Here is a 20,988-nt window from a genome sequence, read left to right on the forward strand (position 1 = left end):
TCAGCGCCGCCGCGCTTCCAGCGGCAGCGAATCGAACAGGCTCGGCACATCGCTGGTGCGCGCCTTCTCGATCGTCAGCATGCGCAGCTTGGTCTCCACCCCGCCATCGGCTGAGAAGCCGCCGGTCTTGCCGTTGGCCGCCAGGACGCGGTGACAGGGCACGATGATGGGAAAGGGATTCTCTCCCAACGCGACACCAACAGCGCGCGCTGCGCCCGGCTCTCCGATCCGCGCCGCGACTTCGCCATAGGTCAAAGTTTCGCCTGGCGGGATGCTCAGGGCAACGGCATAGACCTTTCGGTTGAAGGCCGAGAGACCGTCCATCTCGATAGGCAGGTGAGCAAGATCCCGCTTCTCTCCCCGCAGCAATGCCATGATCGCGCCAATCGCATCCTGCACGAACGGCGGAGCAGCGCTTTCGACAGCCTCCGGATAGCGCCGAGCCAACCGCTGGCGGGCTCGCGCCTCATCCTGCTCCGGCAGTTGCGCACCGATCAGGCGTTCGGCATTCCAGACCAGCGCGCAGGCGCCGATTGCCGTATCGAACAGGCAGAAACCCTGGCTCATCACGCCTCCCGACGGAAGCGGCGGCCTCAGACGTAGAGCCGCTCGCCTTCAAGCCCTTTGTACATCGCTGCGACCTGCTCGCCATAGCCGTTGAAGAGCAGTGTCGGTCGACGCTCGCGCGAACCGAGAACCTGCTCGCTGGCCTGGCTCCAGCGTGGATGCGGCACCTCCGGGTTCACATTGGCCCAGAAGCCGTATTCCGACGATTGCAGAGCCTCCCAGAAGGTCTTGGGCCGCTCGGCGACGAAGCTGATCCGCGCAATCGACTTCACCGATTTGAAGCCGTACTTCCACGGCGTGATCAGGCGAACCGGCGCACCATGCTGATTCGGCAGTGGCTTGCCGTAGATCCCCGTCACCATCAGCGTCAGGTCGTTATTCGCCTCCGCCATAGTCAGCCCCTCGGTATAGGGCCAGGGATACCAGCGTTGCGTCTGCCCGGAGGCGACGCGCGGGTTAAGGAAGGTTTCGAACTTGACGTATTTGGCACTCGAGAGCGGTTTCGCCAGCGCCACCAGGGCCTTCAGCGGAAAGCCGGTCCAGGGCACGGCCATTGCCCAGCTCTCGACGCAGCGGAAGCGATAGAGCCGCTCCTCAAGCGGCATCTTGCGGACGAGATCGTCGAACCCGATCTCGAATGGCTTCTCGACCATGCCGTCGATCGCGATGTTCCAGGGCCGCGTCGGCAGCTTCTTCGCCGCACTGACGACATCCTTGGACATGCCGAATTCGTAGAAATTATTGTAGTTCGCCGCCAGCTCCTCGTCGGTCACCGGCCGGTCGAGCGTGTAGCTCGCATTGCGCTTGGCAGGATAGAGATCGAGCGTCGGATCCGCGCCTTGCGCGGCTGCGATCTGGGGCAATGTACTCCCGGCGATCAGCCCCGCGCTCCCGCCGAGAAAGGCCCGGCGGTTCATGGCGATATGTTCGGGAGTGGCCTGGCTTTCGGGCAATTCCCAGCCAGGGCGGCGTTTGATCAGCATCGACGGACATGCTCCGTTTCAGAGAGCGAAGCTTAGTCCACAGATGAGCTTCAAGTGCAATTCACGAGGGGGAGAGGCATCGGGCCCCTCACCGCATGGCTCCATGCATCCCGGCCCAAGCGAAGCGCAGGACCGGGATGACGTCGGAGTGTTTGGAGTGGACGCGTCAGCCGCGCGCTTCCAGCGCCTTGACGATCGCATCGCCCATCTCGGCGGTCGAGACGGCATTGGCGCCCGGCGCGGCGATGTCCTTGGTGCGGGTGCCGGCGCCAAGCACATCGGCGATCGCGCCTTCGAGCCGGTCGGCCGCCTCGATGGCGCCGAAGGAGTAGCGCAGCGCCATCGCAAAGGAGCCGATCATCGCGATCGGATTCGCCAGGCCCTTGCCGGCAATGTCGGGAGCCGAGCCGTGGACGGGCTCGTAAAGCGCCTTGCGCTTGCCGGTGGCCGGATCTTCAGCACCAAGCGAAGCGGAGGGCAGCATGCCGAGCGAGCCGGTCAGCATCGCCGCGACGTCGGAGAGAATATCGCCGAACAGGTTGTCGCAGACGATGACGTCGTACTGCTTCGGCCAGCGCACGAGCTGCATGGCGCAATTGTCGGCGAGCACATGCTCGAGTTCGACATCCCGGTAGTCCTTGGCGTGCAGGGCCGTGACCGTCTGCTTCCAGAGCACGCCGGTCTTCATGACGTTGTGCTTCTCGGCCGAGGAGACCTTGTTGCGGCGGGTGCGTGCCAGCTCGAAGGCGACGCGCGCGATGCGTTCGATTTCGGGCGTGGTGTAGAGCTGGGTATCGACGCCGCGCTTGGAACCGTCCTCCAGCGTGACGATCTCCTTGGGCTCGCCGAAATAGACGCCGCCGGTGAGCTCACGCACGATCAGGATGTCGAGCCCCTCGACCACCTCGGGCTTGAGCGAGGAGGCGGAAGCCAGCGCCGGATAGCAGATCGCAGGCCGCAGATTCGCAAACAGGCCAAGATCCTTGCGCAAGCGCAGCAGGCCGGCTTCGGGGCGATGCTGATAGGGCACATCCGCCCATTTCGGGCCGCCCACAGCGCCGAACAGCACCGCATCGGCATCCTGGGCGAGCTTCATGTCGCCTTCCGAGATCGCCGCCTTGTGCGCGTCATAGGCAGCGCCGCCGACAAGTCCGCGCTCGATGGCGAAGGAGGCGAGGCCCTGCCTCTCGAACCAGCCGACGATCTTCTCGACCTGGCCGGTCACTTCGGGACCGATGCCGTCGCCCGGCAGGAGGAGGAGCTTGTGGGTCGCCATGGTCGCCTCACGCGTTTGTCGGATGTTGCTGGGGCCAGAGCGGCCTTGCCGGGCTGATTAGGCGGGGAACGGGAGTGACGCAAGCGCAGCCGCGGGGCAGCGCGCCTGCGCGGCAAGCAGAAGCTGTACGATCGGCACCAGCATCGAACCGCTTCACTCCGGCCGGAGTGAAGCGGAGAGCTGGAAGCCGTCGCAGAGCGCGACGATGGTTTCCGGATCGGAGCCGCTAGCGCAGTGCCTCTGGCATCAGCCAGTATCCCGACGGCAACGGGTGCTCCGTCCTCAGGCCTTCTTCTCCATGTTCCAGAAGAACTGGACGGGCGAGAGCACCATGCCGGTCAGGCTCTTGCGATAGGCCATTGGCTGCTGCACCAGCCCCGCCGGCGCATAGGGCACCGTCTCGAAGGCGCGCTTCTCGATCGAGGCGGCCAGCTCCTTCTGCTTGGCCACCTCAGGCGTTGCAATCCACTGATCGCGCAGACCTTCCAGCGTGGCATCCTCCGGCCAGCCGAACCAGGCGGCAGGGCCATTGCTGCGCAACAGCGGATGCAGCGCGGGATTGAGCACGTCGGCGCCCGACCAGAGCGTGTGGAACACCGACCAGCCGCCCTGGTCCGGCAATCCGCGGTTGGAACGCCTGCCGATGAAGCTGGCCCAATCGGTCGCGACCAGATCGACAGTCATGCCGAGCTTCTTCAGCAGTTCCTGTGTCACCAGGCACTGGTTATAGGCGATCGGCTGGTCGGCGGGTGCCAGTAGCAACACCTTCTCGTTCTTGTAGCCGGCCTCCTGCAGCATGGCCTTGGCCCGCTCCAGATTGTTGCCGAGTGCAGCCTGTCCGCCCGCTCCGGTCGACATCGGCGAGCCCGGCGTGAAGAAGGTCTTGCACTCCTTGTAGTAGTCCTTGCTGCCGACGACCGCCTCCATGTAGTCGGTCTGATCGATTGCCATCATCACCGCCCGGCGGATGCCGGGATTGTTGAAGGGCGGCTGCAGATGGTTGAAACGCATCAGCAAGATCAGTCCCAGCGGCACGTTCTCGATCGCGATCTCGGGATTGCTCTTGAGCAGGGGCAGGAGATCGACCGGCGGCTGTTCGTACCAGTCGACCTCGCCCTGCATCAGCGCGCCGACTGCGGCTGAAACCTCGGTCAGCGGCAACCATTCGATACGGTCGATCTTGGCGACCTTGCCGCCAGCGGCCCAGGACGGAGCCTCCTCTCGTGGCCTGTACTTGGCGAAGCGCTCATAGATCGCGTTCTGGCCCGGCACCCATTGCTTGTCCATGAAGCGCCAGGGTCCGGAACCGATCGCCTCCGTGATGTTCTTGGTTGGCTCCATCATGGCCACGCGCTCGGGCATCATGAAGGGCACGTTCGAGGAGAGCTTGCCGAGCGCGTCCGGCAGCATCGGGAAGGGCTTCTTCAGGCGGATGGCGAAGGTGCGCTGATCGACGACATCGTAACCCTCGACGAATGTCGCGAAAGTCTGCCCGAAGGCATCGCGCGCCGACCAACGCTTGATCGAGGCAATGCAGTCCTGCGCCCTGACCGGCTGCTCGTCGTGGAACATCAGTCCGTCGCGCAGATGGAAGGTCCAGCGCAGCCCGTCCGGCGCAGTCTCCCAGCTCTCGACCATTTGCGGCTGGATGCGGAACTGCGCGTCCGTCGCAAAGAGGGTATCATATATCAGATAGCCGTGATTGCGGATAACATAGCTCGTAGCGACGATCGGATCGAGGGAGGGCAACGGCGTTGACGGAATGAAGCGCAGCGTATTGGCGCGCGACTGCGCGCGCGACGGAAATCCAACGAGGCTGGAAGCGGTTAAAGCGGAACTTCCGGCCAGAATCTGACGGCGATTGAGTCGCATTCGGCATCCCCTTGCTCTTGAGCTTTCGCGCCTGGCGCGCCTGCCTTCTGTTAAGCAAGAGATATACCAGCATGACCATGCGGCCAGACGCAATGGCCCTTGCGATGGCCAGGCGGCATCAACTGGACTCGCCCCGGCCCGCTCGCTATTCCCTTGACCGTCTCAACGGGGTGCCCGGCGATTTCGGGCTGAGAGGGAAGCGCAGGGCTTTCAACCCGTCGAACCTGATCCGGATCGTGCCGGCGGAGGGATTGAGCACTGGCGTCTCGCATCCGGAGACCGCCTTCCCTCTCGACCGTCATGGCCTGCCGTCGAATGCATGCGGGGTGACGCCATGACCTTTCTGAACAACCGGTTGACCCGGATCGCCGCCGCGCTCTCGGCGCTCCTGCTCGCGACGCCGTCCATGGCCCAGGAGAAACCGGCACTGACGGTCTACACTTATTCCTCCTTCACCGGGAAATACGGTCCCGGCGCGAAAGTGAAGGCGGCCTTCGAGGCGCAATGCAGTTGCACGCTGAACTGGGTCGCAAGCGATGATGCCGGCTCCCTCGTCGCGCGCCTGAAGCTGGAGGGTGAGGCGACCAAGGCCGATGCCGTGCTCGGCCTCGACATGAACCTTGCTGCAGAAGCCAAGGCGACGGGACTGTTCCAGCCCCATGGCCAGGACCGTGCCGCGCTCACTTTGCCCATCGCCTGGACTGACGATACCTTCCTGCCCTTCGATTGGGGGCATCTCGCCTTCGTCTATGATTCAACCAAACTTGCCGCGCCGCCCACCAGCCTGAAGCAGCTTGTCGACGATCCGAATGGGCCAAAGCTCGTGCTGCAGGACCCGCGCACCAGCGCGCCCGGGCTTGGCTTCCTGCTCTGGATGCGATCCGTCTATGGCGACGGCGCTGACGCCGCCTGGACCAGGCTCAAGCCGCGCATCGTCACCTTCACCAAGGGCTGGTCCGAGGCCTACGGACTCTTCCTCAAGGGCGAGGCCGACATGGTGCTCTCCTACGCGACATCGCCGGCCTATCACATCGGCGCCGAGAAGAAGACGCAGTACAAGGCCGCCCCCTTCAGCGAAGGCCACTATCTGCATGTCGAACTCGCCGGCATGACGCGCACGACGCGGCAGCCGGAACTCGCCAAACGCTTCCTCGCCTTCACGCTTTCGGACGCCTTCCAATCGCTGATCCCGGAAGGCAACTGGATGATGCCGGCGAAACAGGCGACAGGTGGACTGCCGGCTTCATTCGCCGATGTCGTCAAGCCGGAACGAACCTTGCTGTTCACGCCGGACGAGGTGCGCACGCAGCGCCGAACCTTCATCGACGCCTGGCTCGCCGCAGCGAGCCGCTGAGGCCTTGCTCCGCCCGGCCACGCTCACTGCGCTTGCCATCCTTGCGCTCGCCGGCGCCTCGCTCGCCGGGCTGGCGCGAGCCGGCGGCGACGTCGCGGCCCTGTCGTCGCTCGGCCCCTATCTCGCTCGCCTCGTCGCAGGAGCGACCGTCCAGGCGGGCCTGTCGATGCTGCTCTCGCTTCTGCTGGGCACGGCACTGGCGCTTGCCTTGCTGCGCCGCCGCTTCCCAAGCCGCAACCTCCTGCTCGCCGTGCTGACCGCCGCCGCCGTCGCACCGACGATCGTGATCGTCTTCGGCGTCATCGCGATCTATGGCCGTTCCGGGTTGCTCGGCGACCTGGCGCGTGCCGTCGGTGCTGAACCGCCGGCGATCTACGGGCTCCAGGGTATCCTGATCGCGCATGTGCTGATGAATACGCCGCTGGTGACGCGCACGCTGCTTCAGGCCTTCGGCCGCGAACCGGGCGAGCGGAGGCGCCTGGCGTCGGCACTCGGCTTCTCCGCCGCCGATTGTTTCCGGCATCTCGACTGGCCCGTGATCCGGCGCGAAGCCCCGGCGCTAGCCACCTTCGTCTTTCTGCTCTGCTTCACGAGCTTTGCCGTCGTGCTCTCGCTCGGTGGCGGGCCTGCCAATGCGACGCTGGAAGTCGCGATCTACGAAGCGGTCCGTTTCGAGGCCGATTTCGCCCGCGCGGCCGCTCTCGCCAGCCTCCAGCTTGTGCTCTGCCTCGGACTTGCGACTGCGCTCGCCGCACTCGCGCCGGCGGCCCGCGACGAGGCAAGTGCCGAGCGCCATGCGGTGCGCCCCGATATCCTCGCCCCTTCCCTGCGGCGGCTGGACTGCCTTGTTCTCATTCTGGCGACGGCATGGATCGCACCGCCTCTCCTCAGCATCGCAAGCGGCCTCACAGCCGTACCGATGCTCGCGACCGCCGAATTCGCATCGGCTGCCGCGACGAGCGCGGCGATCGCGCTTGGCGCTGGCCTCCTCGCCTGCCTGTTTGCCGTACTGCTCGCCAGCGCCGCGCGCGGACGCCGGCCGCGCCCGGGACTTCCCGACCTTGCCGCCTTCACCATGCTTGGCCTGCCGCCCTTCGCCTTCGTGGCAGGGCTGTACGTCCTGACCCGCAACCTCGCCGATCCCGCAATGCTCGGTCTGCTGCTTGTGCCGCTCGTCAACGCCCTGATGGCGCTGCCCTATGCCTATCGGCTGCTGGCACCGCCACTCGCGACCAGCGCCGAGCGCCATGGAAGACTGGCAGAGAGCCTCGGCATTGCCGGCTGGACCCGGCTGCGTCTCGTCGAATGGCCAGCCCTGCGCGCACCGCTGGCGGCCGCATTCGCCTTTGCCACGGCGCTCTCGCTCGGCGATTTCGGCGTCATTGCTCTGTTCGGTGGCGGCGAGCTCACCACCTTGCCCTACCTGCTGGCGAACCGCCTCGGCGCCTATCGCATGGATGAAGCGGGAGCGCTGGCGCTCGTGCTGGTGCTTTCCGCCGGGGGGCTCGCCTACCTGACCGAGCACTGGAGTGCGCGTCATGCTTGAGCTGGCGGGCCTGTCCCTCAACTATCCCGGATTCGAGGCGCGCTACGACCTCGTCATTCCAGCGGGCGCGCTCTGCGCCGTCATCGGCCCGTCAGGCGGCGGCAAGACCACGCTGCTCCATGCCATCGCCGGCTTCGAACAGCCTGCGGCCGGAACCCTCCGCTTTGCCGGCGCAGATCTGCTGCCGCTCGCACCAGCCAGACGACCAGTCTCGATCCTGTTCCAGGATCACAATCTCTTCCCGCACCTCACGGCAGCTGAAAACGTCGCGCTTGGACTGAAACCGTCACTGCGGCTCGACGCCTCCGAGCGCGAGCGCGTGGCAGCTGCGCTGGCCGCGGTCGATCTCGCCGGCTTCGCAGCCCGCCGACCGGCGGAACTCTCGGGCGGTCAGCGTCAGCGCGTCGCCCTCGCCCGCGCCCTCCTGCGCGGCAAACCGCTGATGTTGCTCGACGAACCGTTCGGCGCACTCGACCCCGGGCTACGCCGCGAGATGATCGAGCGCGTCGATGCGCTGCGCCGCGAACACGGCCTCACCGTGCTGATGACGCTGCACACGCCGGAAGAGGCGGCCGGCCATGCCGACCTTTTTGCCTTCGTTAGGAATGGCCGCGTCGAAGCATCCGGCCCGTGGACGCGCCTGACGGCGTCGGACGGACCAGAGCCTGTCAGGCGCTTCCTGGGCATCTGAAGCGCGCCGTCCCGACTAACCGCGCAGCCGGGCCGTAATTTCGATCTCGATCTTCATCTCGGGCTTCAGTAGCCCGGATACGACATAGATGCCGGCCGCTGGCCGGATCTGCCCGAAGATTTCGCCGCAGACGGTGAGAACCGGTTCGCAATAGCTGCGATCCGTGACGAAATACTGCGCGCGCACGACGTTGGCGAGTGCAGAGCCCGCTTCGGTCAGGACCGCGTCCAGCGTCCGGAAGATGTTGCGCGCCTGTTCCGCCGGATCCTCCGGCATCGTCATGGTGACATAGTCATAGCCAGTCGTGCCCGAGACGAAGACGAGGTCGCCATCGACCACCGCCCGCGAATAGCCGAAGGCGAGCTCGAACGGCGAACCGGTGGATATCAGCCGGCGCTTCGGATCCAACATCGTCATCCCCGTCCACCCTTGAGCGCGCGCAACACCTTGGCGCCGGGCCGGCCGGTCTGCGGCATGCCGATCTGCGATTCGATTTCCTTGATGGCGGCCCTGGTCAGCGAACCGACGGCGCCGTCCGGCTCGCCGACATTGTAACCCCGCGCGCTCAGCAGGCGCTGCAATTCGCGACGCTGCTCGCGCGAGAGCGGCGGATCGTCGGTCGGCCAGTCAGCCTGGATTCCCGGCCGGCCGCGGATGCGGTCCGAGAGCAGCGATATGGCAAGTGCGTAGGAATCCGCACCGTTATAGCTGTAGGCCGCGTCATAGTTCTTGAAGACCAGGAAAGCCGGACCATTGCGGCCGGCCGGCATCAGCAACCCGGCATTGCCCGAGCCGGACAGTCCCGAGCCGTCATATTTGACGATCCCGCGTGCAGCCCAGGATGAGAGCGGCTGCTTCGGATTGCGCCCGGTCGGACCGGAATAGCCGTTGGGGACGCGCACCTCGTAACCCCAGGTCGCGCCAGTCACCCAGCCGGCCTTGGCCATGAAGTTGGCGGTCGAATGTAGTGCGTCGGGAATCGAGTCGACGAGATCGCGCCGTCCATCGCCATCGCCATCGACGGCGAGCCGCATATAGGTCGAGGGGATGAACTGGGTGTGGCCGAAGGCGCCGGCCCAGGAACCCATCAGGCGGTCGGCCCGGACATCGCCGCGCTGGATGATCTGCAGCGTCGCGATCAGCTCACCCTTGAAGAACGCGTTGCGACGCGGTGCGAGACAGGCGCCGGTCGAGAGCGCCTGGACGAGGGGCATCTTTCCGCGCGCCTTGCCGAAATCGCTCTCGACGCCCCAGACCGCGACGATGGCATGGCGGTCGACGCCAAAACGCTGCTCGGCCGCGGCGAGGGTCGAGGCATGCTGACGCAGCATGTTGCGCCCCTCCGCCACCTTCTCGTCATCGACCAGCGTGCCGAGATAATCCCAGATCGGAGTCTTGAACTCCGGCTGGTTGTTCATCGCCTCGATCACCTTCATGTCGGGCGTGACGCCCGCCATGGCCCGGTCGAAGGTGGCGCCGGACACGCCTTTCGCTGCAGCCTCCGAACGCAGGCCGGCAATGCAGGACTGGAAGTCCGCCTGGGCGCCGGACGCGAAGAGGATGAGCGGAAAAGCCAGTTTGAATGCGCGCATGAACCCACCGAAACCCAAGGAATGACGCAAAACTAGGGCCGAATGGTTAAAGGAGATTAACCATGCGCGAACTGCGCGCAAAAGTCGCAAAAGACGGCTATGGCAGGGGCCTGACCTGATTCGAGGCGATGCCGCCCATGCCTGTCGCCACAACCGAGCTCCTCGGCTTCACCGCAGCCGCGCTGACGACCCTGTGCTGGCTGCCCCAGGCCTGGCACACGATCCGGACCCGGGACACACGCGCGATTTCGCTCTGGACGCAGATATTCTTCGCGCTCGGCATTATTCTCTGGCTGGTCTACGGGCTCCTGCTGATGTCCTGGCCGCTGATCGGCGCCAATGCCGTGACATTGGTGCTGGTCCTCACCATCCTGACCATGAAGCTGCGCTACGGCTGAACCGGCTCTATCGGGAACCCCGCACGCTGGTTAGGCTTTCTGTAGACACAGCCTCGGACCGCCAATCCCCATGCCAACCCTCTCCACCGCCCATCTCCTGCCGACCGCCATGCTTGTCGGCTCGAATGTCTTCAAGACCTTCTCCTGGTATGGCCATCTCAGCTACAAGAGCACCGCGATCTGGCTCGCCATCCTCGCCAGCTGGATGATTGCACTGCCGGAATACATGCTCGCCGTCCCTGCCAACCGCATCGGCAATGCGGTCTATTCCGCCGCCGAGCTGAAGACGATGCAGGAGGTCATCCCCCTCACCGTCTTCGCCGGCTTTTCCGTGCTCTGGCTCAAGGAGCCGCTCGGCCGGAACCATGCGATCGGTTTCGCGCTGATTGCGGCCGGTGCCTTCTTCATCTTCCAGGGCAAGGCGTAAGCAGGATGGCCAATCTCCCTTCGCCCGGACATCCCGCGGTCTCCGCCTATCTCGCCAATGGCTATGACGGAGTCGTCGGCATGTCGTCCCGCTTTGCCGCGGCGATCTGCGCGCGGCTGCTGCGCCTGCAAACCGAGGAAGGGCTGCATGGCCCGGTTGCCGAGATCGGCGCCTTCGAGGGACGCTTCTTCATCGCTCTCGCCCATGCGCTCGAGCCGGGCGAGGTCGCTCTCGGCATCGATATCTTCGAGTGGCCGAATCCGGAGGTTGAGCAACGCTTCGAGGCGAATTGCCTGAAGCACGGCATCGGCCCCGAGCGGCGCGTCACGATCAAGGGCGATGCGGGAGCGATGGCGCCAGTCGACCTGCTGAAGCACACCGGCGACGCGAAGCTGCGTCTCATCCACATCGACGGCGAGCATTCCCGCGTGGCGCTCGCCAGAGATCTCGCACTCGCCACCGCCTGCCTGGCCGATGGCGGGCTGATCGTTCTCGATGACATGCTGCATCCCGGCTACCCGACGTTGATGGTCGCGGTGCAGGCCTATCTCGATGCACACCCTCAGATTGTGCCGCTCTGCATCATCGACCGTGAGACGATTGTCGGCGCCACCAAATTCGTGCTCTGCGAGCAGCACTGGTTCGAGCGCTATCAGGCTCGGATGCTCGATATCTTCAAGGAGCAGATCTGGCCGCTGGGCGCCGACTTCGAACCGCATTGGTGCCTGGTGCTGTCGCTCGACACCCGGCTGGCGGACATCACCTGAGCTGCCGGCGCACTGCCTGCCGTATGTCATTCCGGACACGCCGCCATAGCGCTGCCGTCCGGCACGTCGGGTCGGTGCCGGGCTCAAGAATGGTTTCCGGCCTTCAGCTTCGCTGCGGCCGGGATGACCGTATCACCCCGACCACCTAGGAAGACTGCCGTGAAGAAAGCGATCCTCGTCGCCCTATCCATCTTGAGCCTCTCGACGCCGGCGCTCGCCGGCCCGACCTGCAGCCCGAGCGACGACCGCGCCAGGATCCTCGCCTCCGCCAGCACAGGCGACGTCCACCCAACCTGGCGCGGCGGAAAACATGTCGGTTACGGCTGGTCGCTGCAGGTCAAGCGCAACGCCCGCGACGACGCCGGTACGTCCTATTATGTCGGGGATCTCTATGACACGCGCGGTCAGCTCTCGACGCGCAATGCCTTCGTCATCGAGAACGAATGGGATTGCGGTCCCTGACGCGCCCGCTCCGGCGCTTACCGCGCCGGCCTGACCCGCAGGATCTTGCCGTTGGCATCATCGCTCAGCAGGTAGAGATAACCGTCGGGGCCTTGCCTGACGTCACGAATGCGCTCGCTGAGCGTGGTCAACAGCCTCTCCTCGCCGGTGACCGTCTCGCCCTGTGTCGAGAGGCGGATCAGCATCTGCCCGGCAAGGGCGCCAACGAAGAGAGAGTTTTTCCAGGCCGGCCAGATTTGCCCGGTATAGAAGGTCGCGCCGGACGGCGCGATCGACGGGTCCCAGTAGAACAGCGGCTGCTCCATACCGGGTTTCGATGTGCCCTCACCGATCTTCGCGCCGGAATAGTCGATCCCGTAGGTGATCACCGGCCAGCCATAGTTGAGCCCGGCCTTCGGCGTGTTGATCTCGTCGCCGCCGCGCGCGCCGTGCTCTGCGGTCCAGAGTTGCCCGGTCTCTGGATGCAGCGTCGCGCCCTGCACGTTGCGGTGGCCGATCGACCAGATCTCCGGTTGCCAGCCCTCCTTTTTTGGATTGCCCGCCGCCGCCTTTCCCTCCGGGCTGATCCGCAGGACCTTGCCAAGGTGATTGCCCGGGTTCTGCGCCTGATCGCGCTGGCTGAAGCGGTCGCCCACCGTGACGAACAGCGCGCCCGTCCGGTCGAAGACCAATCGCGAGCCGAAATGCATGTTGCTGTTGATCGTCGGCATCTGCCGGAAGATCACGCTCATCCCTTCGAGCGCGGTGCCGCCCGCATTGAGACGCCCGCGCGCGACGCTGGTGCCGTTTCCATTGGCGCGCGGCTCCGCGAAGGAGAGATAGATCTGCCGGTTATGGGCAAATTGCGGATCGAGCGCGACATCGAGCAGCCCGCCCTGCCCGCGTGCCATGACGCTCGGCACACCCGCGATCGGCCGCGAAATCTCGCCCGCGGCGGAAACCAGCCGCAACCGGCCCGGCCTTTCGGTCACGAGCATGCGCCCGTCAGGCAGGAAGGCGAGGCCCCAGGGATGCTCCAGACCGCTCGCCACCGTCTCGACGACCAGCTCGCCCGCGCTCGATGGGAAGCGCTGCTGGGCATCGGCCGTCGCCGACAGTGCCAGGACTGAAAGCGTGGCGCTGAAGCAGGCGGCAAGAACGCTGTGGCGCATGGAACTCTCCCTGTCGTAGCGGAACGTCAGTGAGGCAAAACGCGCGGAATCACCACTCGGTTGCTTCGAGCTCACGCCGAAGTGAAACGATCGCCTGGGTCTCGTCGAGCGCGACGTCGTCGCTGGTCACGGCCTGGCCGGCCGCGACATCCCGTTCGAGCTTGACGCCATGCGCGAGCCCGATCGGCAGGGCGCGGACTTCGCGGCTCGCCCGCGCCGGCATCAAGCGGCCATAGACCGTGTATCCGCCCTCCCCGTCCAGCATCTCGCCGGCCTTGAGGTCACGCTTGGCCACCGCAGCAGCGTCTCCGCGCCACTCGCGGGTGCTGCCGGTCGGCTCGCCGCGCAGGGCCGCGTTGAGGACCGACATCGAAAGCTCCAACCCGATCAGGTGGAACGGCTTGTACATCGCCGCATATTGGCCGGTGGAATCGGTCGGCAGGCCGTATTGCTTGAAGCAGGCCGCGGCGTAGTCGTTCGGCGCCTTCAGCACGACATAGACGCCCCAGCGCAGGTCGCGAAACACAGGCCGCCCGTTACGCTCGAGCGAAGACACCACTTCGACCATGCCGTCGCGATCGAGTTGCCCCCCGACCGCCTTCGGCCGCAGCACATGGGCAAGGTCGTCGACGCCGACGGGCGGGAACGCGAGGCCGGCCTCCGGCACGTCGAGCCCGCAGGCATTGGCGATCGCCGCCATCTCTATCGCCGACTTCGTTCCATCGAGGAAGGAGTTGAACATTTGCGGGTTCATGCCCGCCGCCTTGGCCGCCTCGGGCGTCAGCCCGTAATGGGTCCAGACATCGTCCGGCGTGACCTGATGGTAGGCCGGCAGATATTTCGTGCCCTTGCCAGCCGCGGCAACCGTGAATCCGGTCGCACGCGCCCAGTCGACCATCTCCGAGACAAGCGCCGGCTGGTCGCCATAGGCCATGGAATAGACCACGCCCGCGGCCCGAGCACGGGTCGCGAGCACCGGGCCGACCAGCACGTCAGCCTCGACATTGACCATCACCACATGCTTGCCGGCGGTGATCGCCGCCAGTGCATGGTGTGCGCCGGCGGCCGGATGGCCGGTTGCCTCGATGACGACCTCGATACCGTCCATCGCAGCCGCCTCGGCGCCGTCCGCGACATAGCGGGTCGCCTCGATGCGGGCCTCGTCCCAGCCGACCTGCCGGCACGCGCGCTTCGCCCGCTCGGGATCGAGATCGGCAATGACAGCGACCTCCAGCCCCGCAATATGGGGCACCTGCGACAGGAACATCGAGCCGAACTTTCCGGCCCCGATCAGTGCGACGCGTACGGGCTTTCCTGCATCGCGGCGGGTGGCGAGAAGTGGCATCAGATTCATGACGACGCTCCGGTGTTCAATGATCTCGGGCAGAGTCACGCGCGTCGATCCGGCGACAGCGACGCCGCCAGCCCGGATCCGTCATGGGATGCACGACGGATTCGGGGCTCGAGCGGCCAGGCCACATGCCCGGAATGACGGAGGCGGACTGAACGATAACGCCGGTTATTCCGGCTTCACGCCGGCATCGGCGATGATCTGCTTCCAGGTCGCGATCTCCTGGAGGTGATAGGGCTTGAACGCGGCGGGATCGCGCACCTTCAGTGTGAAGCCGAGCTTGAGGATCGCCTCGGTTATGGCAGGCTTGGCGATCGAGGCCATGACTGCCTTCGAGAACGTGTCCAGGATCGGTTGCGGAACCGCGGCAGGTGCGAAGAATGCCGCCCAGGAATCGGCGTCGGCATTGCTGACCCCCTGCTCGCGCAGGGTGGGGATATCCTTGGCGCGCGGATTCCGCTCCGGGCTCGCCAAAGCCAGCGCGCGCATGCTGCCGGCGTTGATCTGCTCCAGCACGCTCGGCAGCGTCGAATTGGCGATGTCGATGCGCCCGCCGATGATCTCCTGCACCAGCGGCGCGGCGCCGCGGAAGGGCACATGCGTCATCTTGATGCCGGTGCGCTGCATGAACAGCTCCATCGCCAGATGCGAGCCGGAGCCGACGCCGGTGGAGCCGTAGTTCAGCTTGTCGGGATCCGCCTTGGCCAGCGCGATCAGCTCGGCAATGGTCTTGGCCGGCAGGTCGTTGCGGACGACGAAGGCGTGCTCGAAGGCGCCCACGCCGCAGAGCGGCGCAAAATCCTTCACCGCATCGTAGCCGGGCTCCTTCAGCAGGAACATGTTGTTCCCATGCGTCTGGTTGTTGCCGAAGATGAAGGTGTAGCCGTCCGGTTCCGCCTTGGCCACGGCGCGCGTGCCAACCGCCCCCGATGCACCGGCACGGTTGTCGACCAGCACGTTCTGGCCGATCGAGGTCGAGAGATCCTGCGCGACGAAGCGGGCAATGGCGTCGGTCGGTCCACCCGCCGGATAGGGAACGACCAGCGTGATCGGCTTCGACGGAAACGTCTGCGCCCGAACGATGGCCGGAGCAAAGGCGGCACCGGCAATGATGCCGAGCGTGGTGCGGCGGGTCAGCGACATGAAGGTCCTCCGGGGTGCCCGATTTGGAGACTGGGCTTGCCGCGAGAATTACGGGCAAAGGCGCCATGCGTCCAGCGGCAGGTGCCGGCGCCGCGGGAGGCTGTAGCCTGCGCTCAGCGAGCAACGGGGAACGAGCCGCCCATGACCATCCGCATCGAACGCGACGGCAAGGTCGCGACCGTCATCCACAGCCGCATCGAGGCCCGCAACGCGATGGATCCCGACAGCGCCGAAGCGCTGACGGCCGCCTTCCGCGAACTCGACGCCGATCCTGAAACCGGCGCGATCGTGTTCTGGGGCGAAGGCGGCGCCTTCTGCGCCGGCTGGGACCTGAAATATGCGCAGGCCTTCACCGATGCAGAGCGCTTCCGCACGGAGATCGTCGAGGGACTGGCTTTTCCCCACGGCGGTGGCCCGGCCCCACGCGGCCCGATGGGCCCCTCGCGGCTGGAGATGGGCAAGCCCGTGATTGCCGCCATCGAGGGCCCGGCCGTCGCTGGCGGGATGGAACTCGCACTTTGGTGCGATGTCCGGATCATGGCCCAGGACGCCTATTTCGGCGTCTATTGTCGGCGCTGGGGTATCCCGTTGATCGACGGCGGCACGGTGCGCCTGCCCCGCCTTGTCGGCCAGGGCCGTGCGCTCGAGATCATCATGACCGGGCGCAAGGTCGCAGCCGACGAAGCCCTGCGGATCGGGCTCTGCGAGACAGTGGTCCCGCGCGGAGAAGCCCGCGCCGCCGCCGAGGCAATGGCGCAGCAGATCGTCCGCTTCCCACAGGGCGCCATGCTGGCCGACCGCCGCAACGCGATTGCCGGGCACGGCCTCGGCGTCCGCGAGGCGCTGGCGCGGGAATGGGCTGGAGCCGTCGAGACCATCGTCAAGGAAGGTGCGGCCGGAGCCGGACGCTTCGCCGGCGGCAAGGGGCGTGGCGGCGACTTCGAGGATATTTGAAGGCTGCCTCTGTCTCGGCCGGGCCGGAATGGCACGCGGTTTCAGCTCGGTCGCCAGGCCCTACTCGCCGAACCCCGCCCGCTTCAGCCGCTGCACCGCGACGTCGAGTGCCTGCAGGAAGGCTGACCGGTCCTTCTGCGAGAAGGGTTTCGGCCCGCCGGTCACCGCCCCGGCGGCACGCAGATCCTCCATCATGTCGCGCGTCGCCAGCGCCATGCCGATCGAGGCTTCGGTGAAGGGTTTGCCTGTCGGCCCGATGACATCGGCTCCGGCCTTGATGCAGCGATCGGCAAGCGGGATGTCGGAGGTGATGACGATCGCACCGCGCGCCACCCGCTCGGCAATCCAGTTATCGGCAGCATCGAACCCGTCGGATACGATCACCCGTTCGATCCAGCTCTCCCGCGGCACCATCATGAAGCTGTTGGCGACAACGAAGACCTTGAGCCCATGCCGCTCGGCCACGCGATACACCTCCGGCTTCACCGGACAGGCGTCGGCATCGACATAGATCGCGATGGTGCTGGGGCTTGGTTCCATGGGGGTCAGCGCATCGCAGGGAACGGCAGGGCATGCAAGGACGGCTTTATGCCGGCCTTATGCGGCAGCGCGTCTTCCACATCGCAAGCTTAGCGGGAGCGGACCTACATCTCGACCATCGATGGAGGTCGAGATGACGACTGATACCGCCTACGCCCATACCTCTCACCAGCGCCGCGCCCGCGCGGTCTATCGCACTGTGGCGAAGAAGCGGCCGGCGACCGGCCTGCTCGCGGCAGAGCTTGCTGCACTGGCCTGCTTTGCGCTCGCGGCCGCCGGCTTCATCGGCCTGCGCGCCTGGCTGTTCCTGCCGAATTGAGCGCTGCGACATGGGACAATCCACGCCGGTCCAGCCGCTCGAAGGAGCGAGCCATCTCTTCCTTGTCGGGCAGTCGAAGCACGGTTTCTGGGTCGCCCGCGACCTCGAAGGCCAGTCTGAAGGCATTTTTCGCGAGAAGAAGGATGCGGTCCGCTTCGCCATGTTCGAGGGCGGCCATCCCAACGCGGTGATGCTCTCGCCCAACGCGGTCGAGCCCAGCTTCGGCATGGGAGTACGCTGATCCTGATCCAGTCTGACGATGCCGTATCTGCTTCGGCCGGGCGCAAGCCCGGCCGCTTGCTTCATGACACCGGCCATTCCCTTTGGGACCACATCTCGACCGTTGAAGCGGCCGACCGAAAGAACCTGCAACGGCCGATGGACCGGCGACTTGAAAGGGAACTCTACGCCATCTTCCTCGCAGCAGCCGGGGCGCTGATCGATCAACTCGTCGAGGTCGGCATCGACGATCCCGGCGATATCGCCCGGCGGCTGAATCGTCGCGGCTTTCCCTGCTGGGGCCGTCCGCGCTGGAGCACGGGAAGCGTCGCAACGATTACGCGGCGCCGGCGCATGGCGGAGGCGCATGATGATGTCGCCCAGGCATCAACCGGGCGACGCGAGATATCCCGAGAAACCGCGTGCACTTCGGCCGGCGCTGGCCTAGGCTCGAACTCTGCTTCGATGTGACAGAGTCCGGCTACCGCCCGGGCCGACCGCGGCAGCCGAAAGCCGGCCGCAGAATGACCGAAGACAGCACGAGTTTCACTGCACAGCGCCGCTTTCGCGCAACCACTCCGAGTATGTCGGTATCCGACCAGGACTGCCGATCTGCCCGTTGACCTGAGAAGGGGCGCAGCCCGCGCCCCTCGAAGCGAGGAATGAGACGATGGCAAAGGGTGAACAACGCGGCAACCGCGAAGCCAAGAAGCCGAAGAAGGACAAGCCGAAGGTCTCGGCAGCGGCCCCTTCGACCTTCGCTGCCGTGGTCGCAAAGGCCGCGGCTCCGCAAAAGAAGAAGTGAGGCGCCGGCAGCCGCTGCCCTGCCTCGCAGGGCCGGCTTTTCCCGACCGCAACGCACCGCCGACAGGACAGAGATGATACGCTTCAGGACGATCGAACCGGAGGCGGCGGCGAAACTCACTGCGCCGTCGGCAGCCTCCGCTCAGCCCGCATCAGCCAAGGCCGGGGCACTGGCGGCTGGCTCCAGCAGTGCTGAGGCAGCGGCACAGGAGCTGCCTCAGCAGAAGCCCGTCCGGGCGAAGAAGCAGGGCGCAGCCCGGCTCTTCGACGAATAGCTCCGGGGACCTGCTCGTCAGGCCTCGATGACTTCGTCGGTCCAGACCCTGAAACCGACCAGCGTGTTCGGCCCGAAGGTGGTCGTGATGGCGACATCAGCCGCGTCGCGGCCGCGCGCGATCAGCACCCGGCCGATCCGCGGCACGTTATTGCGCGGGTCGAACATCTCCCAGCCACTGCTCAGGTAAGCCTCGAAGGACGCTGCGAAATCGCCCGGCGGAAACGGGGGAGGCGTGCCGACGTCGCCGAGATAGCACGTGCAATAACGCGCCGGGATGTTCATCGCCCGGCAGAACGCGATCGCGAGATGCGCATAGTCGCGGCAAACGCCACGCCCCTCGCGATAGGCCTCCGACGCCGTCCGCGTCACGCTCGCATCATTGTAGTCGAAGGCGATGCGCTGGTGCACGAAGTCGCAGATCGCCTGCACACGCGGCGCGCCCGGCAGCACATGGCCGAAGAGCTGCCAGGCCAGATCGAGCAAGCGGTCGCTGTCGCAGAAGCGACTGGCGAGCAGAAAGACCAGGCACTCCTCCGGCAACAGCTCGACCGGGACCTGCCCTGCGTCGTGGCGGAGCGTTTCAGGCAGTCCGCTGTCGTTGATCACGGCATCGGCCGAGATTCGCACGCGCCCTTGCGGCGCCACCAGCCGGCTGCACCAATTGCCGAAACCGTCGCGATAAGCGCTGACGCGGACCGGTGGATCCAGGCGCATGTGGTCAGGCTCGTCCAGCTCGGACACCCGGCTGAAATGCACATGCAGCATCAGGATCATGGGGGTTGGTTGCGGAAAGTCGTAATCGAGCTCGTAGCCGATCCTGAGTTTCACGTGATGCCTTCTGCGCGACACTCCGCGCTGGTCACTGGTTGCGCCCCCAAAGGGGCGTCCGGCACCATGCACCTTTCGGGCCGGGATGGCACTGATGGGCGTGGCCCTCCCTCGCCAGCCCGTGCGAGGCGCATCATTCACATTGCTGCTGCCAGCCATGACGCACTCTTGCTTGCGGTGCCGGCTCGCGCGCCCTAAACCACGCGCGCGCCATGTGGCGCTATCCGAAAGCTCCGCCGGAGATCGATCATGGCCTTTCTTGCCGATGCCCTGAAGCGCGTGAAGCCGTCCGCGACCATCACCATCACGCAGAAGGCGCGCGATCTGAAAGCCCAGGGCAAGGACGTGATCTCGCTTTCGGTCGGCGAGCCGGACTTCGACACGCCCGATAATATCAAGGAAGCCGCCATCGCCGCGATCAGGCGCGGCGAGACGAAGTACACGCCGGTCTCCGGCATTCCGCAGCTGCGCGAGGCGATTACCCGCAAGCTGAAGCGCGAGAACGGCCTCGACTACAAGCCGAGCCAGACGATCGTCTCCACCGGCGGCAAGCATGTCATCTACAACGCGCTCCTCGCCACCCTGAACCCCGGCGACGAGGTCGTCTGCATCTCGCCCTACTGGGTCAGCTATCCCGAGATGGTTGCGCTCTGCGGCGGCACGCCGACCTTCGCCGAGACCCGCATCGAGAACGAGTTCAAGCTCCAGCCGGAGGATCTCGAGAAAGCGATCACCCCCAGGACCAAGTGGGTCATCCTGAACTCGCCTTCGAACCCGTCGGGCGCCGCCTATAGCCATGCCGAGATGAAGAAGCTCACGGATGTCCTGATGCGCCATCCTCATGTCTGGGTGCTGACCGACGACATGTACGAGCACCTGGTCTATGGCGACTTCCAGTTCGTCACGCCCGCTCAGGTCGAACCCGGTCTCTACGAGCGCACGCTGACCATGAACGGCGTCTCGAAATCCTACGCCATGACCGGCTGGCGCATCGGCTACGCTGCCGGCCCGCAGCATCTGATGAACGCCATGGACCTCGTCCAGGGCCAGCAGACCTCCGGCACCTCGGCGATTTCGCAATGGGCGGCGGTCGAGGCGCTCGACGGTACGCAGGAGCACATTCCGGTCTTCCGGAAGGCCTTCGAGCGTCGCCGCGATCTCGTGGTCTCGATGCTGAACCAGACGCGCGGCCTCAAGTGCCCGACGCCGGAAGGCGCGTTCTACGTCTATCCCGATTGCTCGGCGCTGATTGGCAAGAAGCTGCCGAACGGCAAGGTGATCGAGACCGACGAAGACCTCGTCATGGGCCTGCTCGAGACGGAAGCCGTCGCGGCCGTCCACGGCTCCTCCTTCGGCCTTGGGCCCAATTTCCGCATCTCCTACGCCACCTCGGACGAGAAGCTGGAAGAAGCCTGCCGCCGCATCCAGCGCTTCTGCGCCGAGCTGCGCTGAGCCAGCGATCGTGAA

At 65.8% G+C, this 20,988-nt stretch carries 25 protein-coding genes and 1 riboswitch; of the genes, 14 read left to right on the forward strand and 11 right to left on the reverse strand.

Annotated elements, in window-relative coordinates:
• The 4 genes from AC1DIO_RS02925 to AC1DIO_RS02940 form a co-directional block, all read right to left on the reverse strand.
• Positions 1 to 567, reverse strand: coding sequence for a methylated-DNA--[protein]-cysteine S-methyltransferase (locus tag AC1DIO_RS02925; protein ID WP_441505262.1), 567 nt, complete (start codon positions 565 to 567; stop codon positions 1 to 3).
• Positions 568 to 593: 26 nt separating this feature from the next.
• On the reverse strand, positions 594 to 1,550 hold the full coding sequence (msrP, locus tag AC1DIO_RS02930) for a protein-methionine-sulfoxide reductase catalytic subunit MsrP (RefSeq protein ID WP_441505261.1): 957 nt from the start codon (positions 1,548 to 1,550) through the stop codon (positions 594 to 596).
• A 166-nt stretch (positions 1,551 to 1,716) separates the two neighbouring features.
• Positions 1,717 to 2,826 carry a 3-isopropylmalate dehydrogenase gene (leuB, locus tag AC1DIO_RS02935; RefSeq protein ID WP_441489419.1) on the reverse strand — a complete coding sequence of 370 codons (1,110 nt, stop codon included), beginning with the start codon at positions 2,824 to 2,826 and terminating at the stop codon, positions 1,717 to 1,719.
• A 282-nt stretch (positions 2,827 to 3,108) separates the two neighbouring features.
• Entirely contained in the window at positions 3,109 to 4,698 is a 1,590-nt protein-coding gene (locus tag AC1DIO_RS02940; protein WP_441505260.1) for an ABC transporter substrate-binding protein, read from the reverse strand.
• Positions 4,699 to 4,854: 156 nt separating this feature from the next.
• A riboswitch (TPP riboswitch) is annotated at positions 4,855 to 4,966 on the forward strand.
• Between the two features lie 66 nt (positions 4,967 to 5,032).
• Here AC1DIO_RS02940 and thiB point away from each other — a divergent pair.
• The 3 genes from thiB to AC1DIO_RS02955 are packed head-to-tail and all read left to right on the forward strand — an operon-like array spanning position 5,033 to position 8,289.
• The gene (gene thiB, locus AC1DIO_RS02945; RefSeq protein ID WP_441505259.1) at positions 5,033 to 6,052 is read left to right on the forward strand and encodes a thiamine ABC transporter substrate binding subunit; all 1,020 of its coding nucleotides are present in this window, start codon (positions 5,033 to 5,035) and stop codon (positions 6,050 to 6,052) included.
• A gap of 4 nt (positions 6,053 to 6,056) precedes the next feature.
• Positions 6,057 to 7,598 (forward strand): ABC transporter permease family protein, encoded by a 1,542-nt coding sequence (locus AC1DIO_RS02950; protein ID WP_441505258.1) that lies wholly within the window; start codon positions 6,057 to 6,059, stop codon positions 7,596 to 7,598.
• On the forward strand, positions 7,591 to 8,289 hold the full coding sequence (locus AC1DIO_RS02955) for a thiamine ABC transporter ATP-binding protein (RefSeq protein ID WP_441505257.1): 699 nt from the start codon (positions 7,591 to 7,593) through the stop codon (positions 8,287 to 8,289). The genes AC1DIO_RS02950 and AC1DIO_RS02955 overlap by 8 nt, the downstream gene beginning before the upstream one ends.
• Before the next feature lie 15 nt (positions 8,290 to 8,304).
• Here AC1DIO_RS02955 and AC1DIO_RS02960 read toward each other — a convergent pair whose 3' ends face one another.
• The gene (locus tag AC1DIO_RS02960; RefSeq protein ID WP_441489424.1) at positions 8,305 to 8,706 is read right to left on the reverse strand and encodes a RidA family protein; all 402 of its coding nucleotides are present in this window, start codon (positions 8,704 to 8,706) and stop codon (positions 8,305 to 8,307) included.
• Positions 8,703 to 9,881: a lytic murein transglycosylase gene (locus AC1DIO_RS02965; RefSeq protein ID WP_441505256.1), complete on the reverse strand. Its 1,179-nt coding sequence runs from the start codon at positions 9,879 to 9,881 to the stop codon at positions 8,703 to 8,705. Before AC1DIO_RS02965 ends, AC1DIO_RS02960 begins: the two co-directional genes overlap by 4 nt.
• Before the next feature lie 137 nt (positions 9,882 to 10,018).
• Here AC1DIO_RS02965 and AC1DIO_RS02970 point away from each other — a divergent pair, with 137 nt between their 5' ends.
• The 4 genes from AC1DIO_RS02970 (at position 10,019) to AC1DIO_RS02985 (ending at position 11,935) form a co-directional block, all read left to right on the forward strand.
• Positions 10,019 to 10,279 (forward strand): SemiSWEET family sugar transporter, encoded by a 261-nt coding sequence (locus tag AC1DIO_RS02970; protein WP_476775161.1) that lies wholly within the window; start codon positions 10,019 to 10,021, stop codon positions 10,277 to 10,279.
• A gap of 70 nt (positions 10,280 to 10,349) precedes the next feature.
• Positions 10,350 to 10,706, forward strand: a complete 357-nt coding sequence (locus AC1DIO_RS02975) for a DMT family protein (RefSeq protein WP_476775162.1) — start codon at positions 10,350 to 10,352, stop codon at positions 10,704 to 10,706.
• 5 nt (positions 10,707 to 10,711) lie between these two features.
• Positions 10,712 to 11,473, forward strand: coding sequence for a class I SAM-dependent methyltransferase (locus AC1DIO_RS02980; RefSeq protein WP_441489428.1), 762 nt, complete (start codon positions 10,712 to 10,714; stop codon positions 11,471 to 11,473).
• 159 nt (positions 11,474 to 11,632) lie between these two features.
• A complete protein-coding gene (locus AC1DIO_RS02985; RefSeq protein WP_069879702.1) occupies positions 11,633 to 11,935 on the forward strand; it encodes a hypothetical protein in 303 nt (100 codons plus the stop codon).
• A 17-nt stretch (positions 11,936 to 11,952) separates the two neighbouring features.
• Here AC1DIO_RS02985 and AC1DIO_RS02990 read toward each other — a convergent pair whose 3' ends face one another.
• The 3 genes from AC1DIO_RS02990 to AC1DIO_RS03000 form a co-directional block, all read right to left on the reverse strand.
• Positions 11,953 to 13,086 carry a PQQ-dependent sugar dehydrogenase gene (locus AC1DIO_RS02990; protein ID WP_476775163.1) on the reverse strand — a complete coding sequence of 378 codons (1,134 nt, stop codon included), beginning with the start codon at positions 13,084 to 13,086 and terminating at the stop codon, positions 11,953 to 11,955.
• A gap of 49 nt (positions 13,087 to 13,135) precedes the next feature.
• Entirely contained in the window at positions 13,136 to 14,440 is a 1,305-nt protein-coding gene (locus tag AC1DIO_RS02995) for an NAD(P)H-dependent oxidoreductase (RefSeq protein ID WP_476775164.1), read from the reverse strand.
• A gap of 165 nt (positions 14,441 to 14,605) precedes the next feature.
• Positions 14,606 to 15,580, reverse strand: coding sequence for a Bug family tripartite tricarboxylate transporter substrate binding protein (locus tag AC1DIO_RS03000; RefSeq protein WP_476775165.1), 975 nt, complete (start codon positions 15,578 to 15,580; stop codon positions 14,606 to 14,608).
• A 141-nt stretch (positions 15,581 to 15,721) separates the two neighbouring features.
• On the opposite strand from AC1DIO_RS03000, the gene AC1DIO_RS03005 reads away from it, so the two are divergent.
• Positions 15,722 to 16,534 (forward strand): crotonase/enoyl-CoA hydratase family protein, encoded by an 813-nt coding sequence (locus AC1DIO_RS03005; RefSeq protein WP_476831813.1) that lies wholly within the window; start codon positions 15,722 to 15,724, stop codon positions 16,532 to 16,534.
• A 60-nt stretch (positions 16,535 to 16,594) separates the two neighbouring features.
• Here AC1DIO_RS03005 and AC1DIO_RS03010 read toward each other — a convergent pair whose 3' ends face one another.
• On the reverse strand, positions 16,595 to 17,074 hold the full coding sequence (locus AC1DIO_RS03010) for a YaiI/YqxD family protein (RefSeq protein ID WP_476775167.1): 480 nt from the start codon (positions 17,072 to 17,074) through the stop codon (positions 16,595 to 16,597).
• 133 nt (positions 17,075 to 17,207) lie between these two features.
• Between AC1DIO_RS03010 and AC1DIO_RS03015 the strand changes: the two genes are divergently transcribed.
• The 5 genes from AC1DIO_RS03015 to AC1DIO_RS03035 all read left to right on the forward strand — a co-directional run bounded on the left by AC1DIO_RS03015 (position 17,208) and on the right by AC1DIO_RS03035 (position 18,691).
• Positions 17,208 to 17,393, forward strand: coding sequence for a hypothetical protein (locus tag AC1DIO_RS03015; protein WP_441489433.1), 186 nt, complete (start codon positions 17,208 to 17,210; stop codon positions 17,391 to 17,393).
• Between the two features lie 10 nt (positions 17,394 to 17,403).
• Positions 17,404 to 17,634 (forward strand): hypothetical protein, encoded by a 231-nt coding sequence (locus AC1DIO_RS03020; RefSeq protein WP_441489434.1) that lies wholly within the window; start codon positions 17,404 to 17,406, stop codon positions 17,632 to 17,634.
• Positions 17,635 to 17,771: 137 nt separating this feature from the next.
• Positions 17,772 to 18,083: a hypothetical protein gene (locus AC1DIO_RS03025; RefSeq protein WP_476768539.1), complete on the forward strand. Its 312-nt coding sequence runs from the start codon at positions 17,772 to 17,774 to the stop codon at positions 18,081 to 18,083.
• Between the two features lie 199 nt (positions 18,084 to 18,282).
• Positions 18,283 to 18,417, forward strand: coding sequence for a hypothetical protein (locus AC1DIO_RS03030; RefSeq protein ID WP_280114129.1), 135 nt, complete (start codon positions 18,283 to 18,285; stop codon positions 18,415 to 18,417).
• Positions 18,418 to 18,490: 73 nt separating this feature from the next.
• Positions 18,491 to 18,691 carry a hypothetical protein gene (locus AC1DIO_RS03035; RefSeq protein WP_441505245.1) on the forward strand — a complete coding sequence of 67 codons (201 nt, stop codon included), beginning with the start codon at positions 18,491 to 18,493 and terminating at the stop codon, positions 18,689 to 18,691.
• Between the two features lie 17 nt (positions 18,692 to 18,708).
• Here AC1DIO_RS03035 and AC1DIO_RS03040 read toward each other — a convergent pair whose 3' ends face one another.
• A complete protein-coding gene (locus AC1DIO_RS03040; RefSeq protein ID WP_441505244.1) occupies positions 18,709 to 19,521 on the reverse strand; it encodes a transglutaminase-like domain-containing protein in 813 nt (270 codons plus the stop codon).
• Positions 19,522 to 19,770: 249 nt separating this feature from the next.
• Between AC1DIO_RS03040 and AC1DIO_RS03045 the strand changes: the two genes are divergently transcribed.
• Complete coding sequence (locus AC1DIO_RS03045) at positions 19,771 to 20,973, forward strand: pyridoxal phosphate-dependent aminotransferase (protein ID WP_069879692.1); 1,203 nt, start codon at positions 19,771 to 19,773, stop codon at positions 20,971 to 20,973.
• The last annotated feature ends 15 nt before the right edge of the window (positions 20,974 to 20,988 follow it).

The sequence above is a fragment of the Allobosea sp. 05T439 genome (genome assembly GCF_056396005.1).

What these genes read in the sequence shown, in the direction of transcription:
- AC1DIO_RS02925 (WP_441505262.1), bottom strand. Translation starts at nt 567, where the DNA reads ATGAGCCAGGGTTTCTGCCTGTTCGATACGGCAATCGGCGCCTGCGCG.
- msrP (WP_441505261.1), bottom strand. Translation starts at nt 1,550, where the DNA reads ATGCTGATCAAACGCCGCCCTGGCTGGGAATTGCCCGAAAGCCAGGCC.
- leuB (WP_441489419.1), bottom strand. Translation starts at nt 2,826, where the DNA reads ATGGCGACCCACAAGCTCCTCCTCCTGCCGGGCGACGGCATCGGTCCC.
- AC1DIO_RS02940 (WP_441505260.1), bottom strand. Translation starts at nt 4,698, where the DNA reads ATGCGACTCAATCGCCGTCAGATTCTGGCCGGAAGTTCCGCTTTAACC.
- thiB (WP_441505259.1), top strand. Translation starts at nt 5,033, where the DNA reads ATGACCTTTCTGAACAACCGGTTGACCCGGATCGCCGCCGCGCTCTCG.
- AC1DIO_RS02955 (WP_441505257.1), top strand. Translation starts at nt 7,591, where the DNA reads ATGCTTGAGCTGGCGGGCCTGTCCCTCAACTATCCCGGATTCGAGGCG.
- AC1DIO_RS02960 (WP_441489424.1), bottom strand. Translation starts at nt 8,706, where the DNA reads ATGACGATGTTGGATCCGAAGCGCCGGCTGATATCCACCGGTTCGCCG.
- AC1DIO_RS02965 (WP_441505256.1), bottom strand. Translation starts at nt 9,881, where the DNA reads ATGCGCGCATTCAAACTGGCTTTTCCGCTCATCCTCTTCGCGTCCGGC.
- AC1DIO_RS02970 (WP_476775161.1), top strand. Translation starts at nt 10,019, where the DNA reads ATGCCTGTCGCCACAACCGAGCTCCTCGGCTTCACCGCAGCCGCGCTG.
- AC1DIO_RS02975 (WP_476775162.1), top strand. Translation starts at nt 10,350, where the DNA reads ATGCCAACCCTCTCCACCGCCCATCTCCTGCCGACCGCCATGCTTGTC.
- AC1DIO_RS02980 (WP_441489428.1), top strand. Translation starts at nt 10,712, where the DNA reads ATGGCCAATCTCCCTTCGCCCGGACATCCCGCGGTCTCCGCCTATCTC.
- AC1DIO_RS02990 (WP_476775163.1), bottom strand. Translation starts at nt 13,086, where the DNA reads ATGCGCCACAGCGTTCTTGCCGCCTGCTTCAGCGCCACGCTTTCAGTC.
- AC1DIO_RS02995 (WP_476775164.1), bottom strand. Translation starts at nt 14,440, where the DNA reads ATGAATCTGATGCCACTTCTCGCCACCCGCCGCGATGCAGGAAAGCCC.
- AC1DIO_RS03000 (WP_476775165.1), bottom strand. Translation starts at nt 15,580, where the DNA reads ATGTCGCTGACCCGCCGCACCACGCTCGGCATCATTGCCGGTGCCGCC.
- AC1DIO_RS03005 (WP_476831813.1), top strand. Translation starts at nt 15,722, where the DNA reads ATGACCATCCGCATCGAACGCGACGGCAAGGTCGCGACCGTCATCCAC.
- AC1DIO_RS03010 (WP_476775167.1), bottom strand. Translation starts at nt 17,074, where the DNA reads ATGGAACCAAGCCCCAGCACCATCGCGATCTATGTCGATGCCGACGCC.
- AC1DIO_RS03015 (WP_441489433.1), top strand. Translation starts at nt 17,208, where the DNA reads ATGACGACTGATACCGCCTACGCCCATACCTCTCACCAGCGCCGCGCC.
- AC1DIO_RS03020 (WP_441489434.1), top strand. Translation starts at nt 17,404, where the DNA reads ATGGGACAATCCACGCCGGTCCAGCCGCTCGAAGGAGCGAGCCATCTC.
- AC1DIO_RS03025 (WP_476768539.1), top strand. Translation starts at nt 17,772, where the DNA reads ATGGACCGGCGACTTGAAAGGGAACTCTACGCCATCTTCCTCGCAGCA.
- AC1DIO_RS03030 (WP_280114129.1), top strand. Translation starts at nt 18,283, where the DNA reads ATGGCAAAGGGTGAACAACGCGGCAACCGCGAAGCCAAGAAGCCGAAG.
- AC1DIO_RS03035 (WP_441505245.1), top strand. Translation starts at nt 18,491, where the DNA reads ATGATACGCTTCAGGACGATCGAACCGGAGGCGGCGGCGAAACTCACT.
- AC1DIO_RS03045 (WP_069879692.1), top strand. Translation starts at nt 19,771, where the DNA reads ATGGCCTTTCTTGCCGATGCCCTGAAGCGCGTGAAGCCGTCCGCGACC.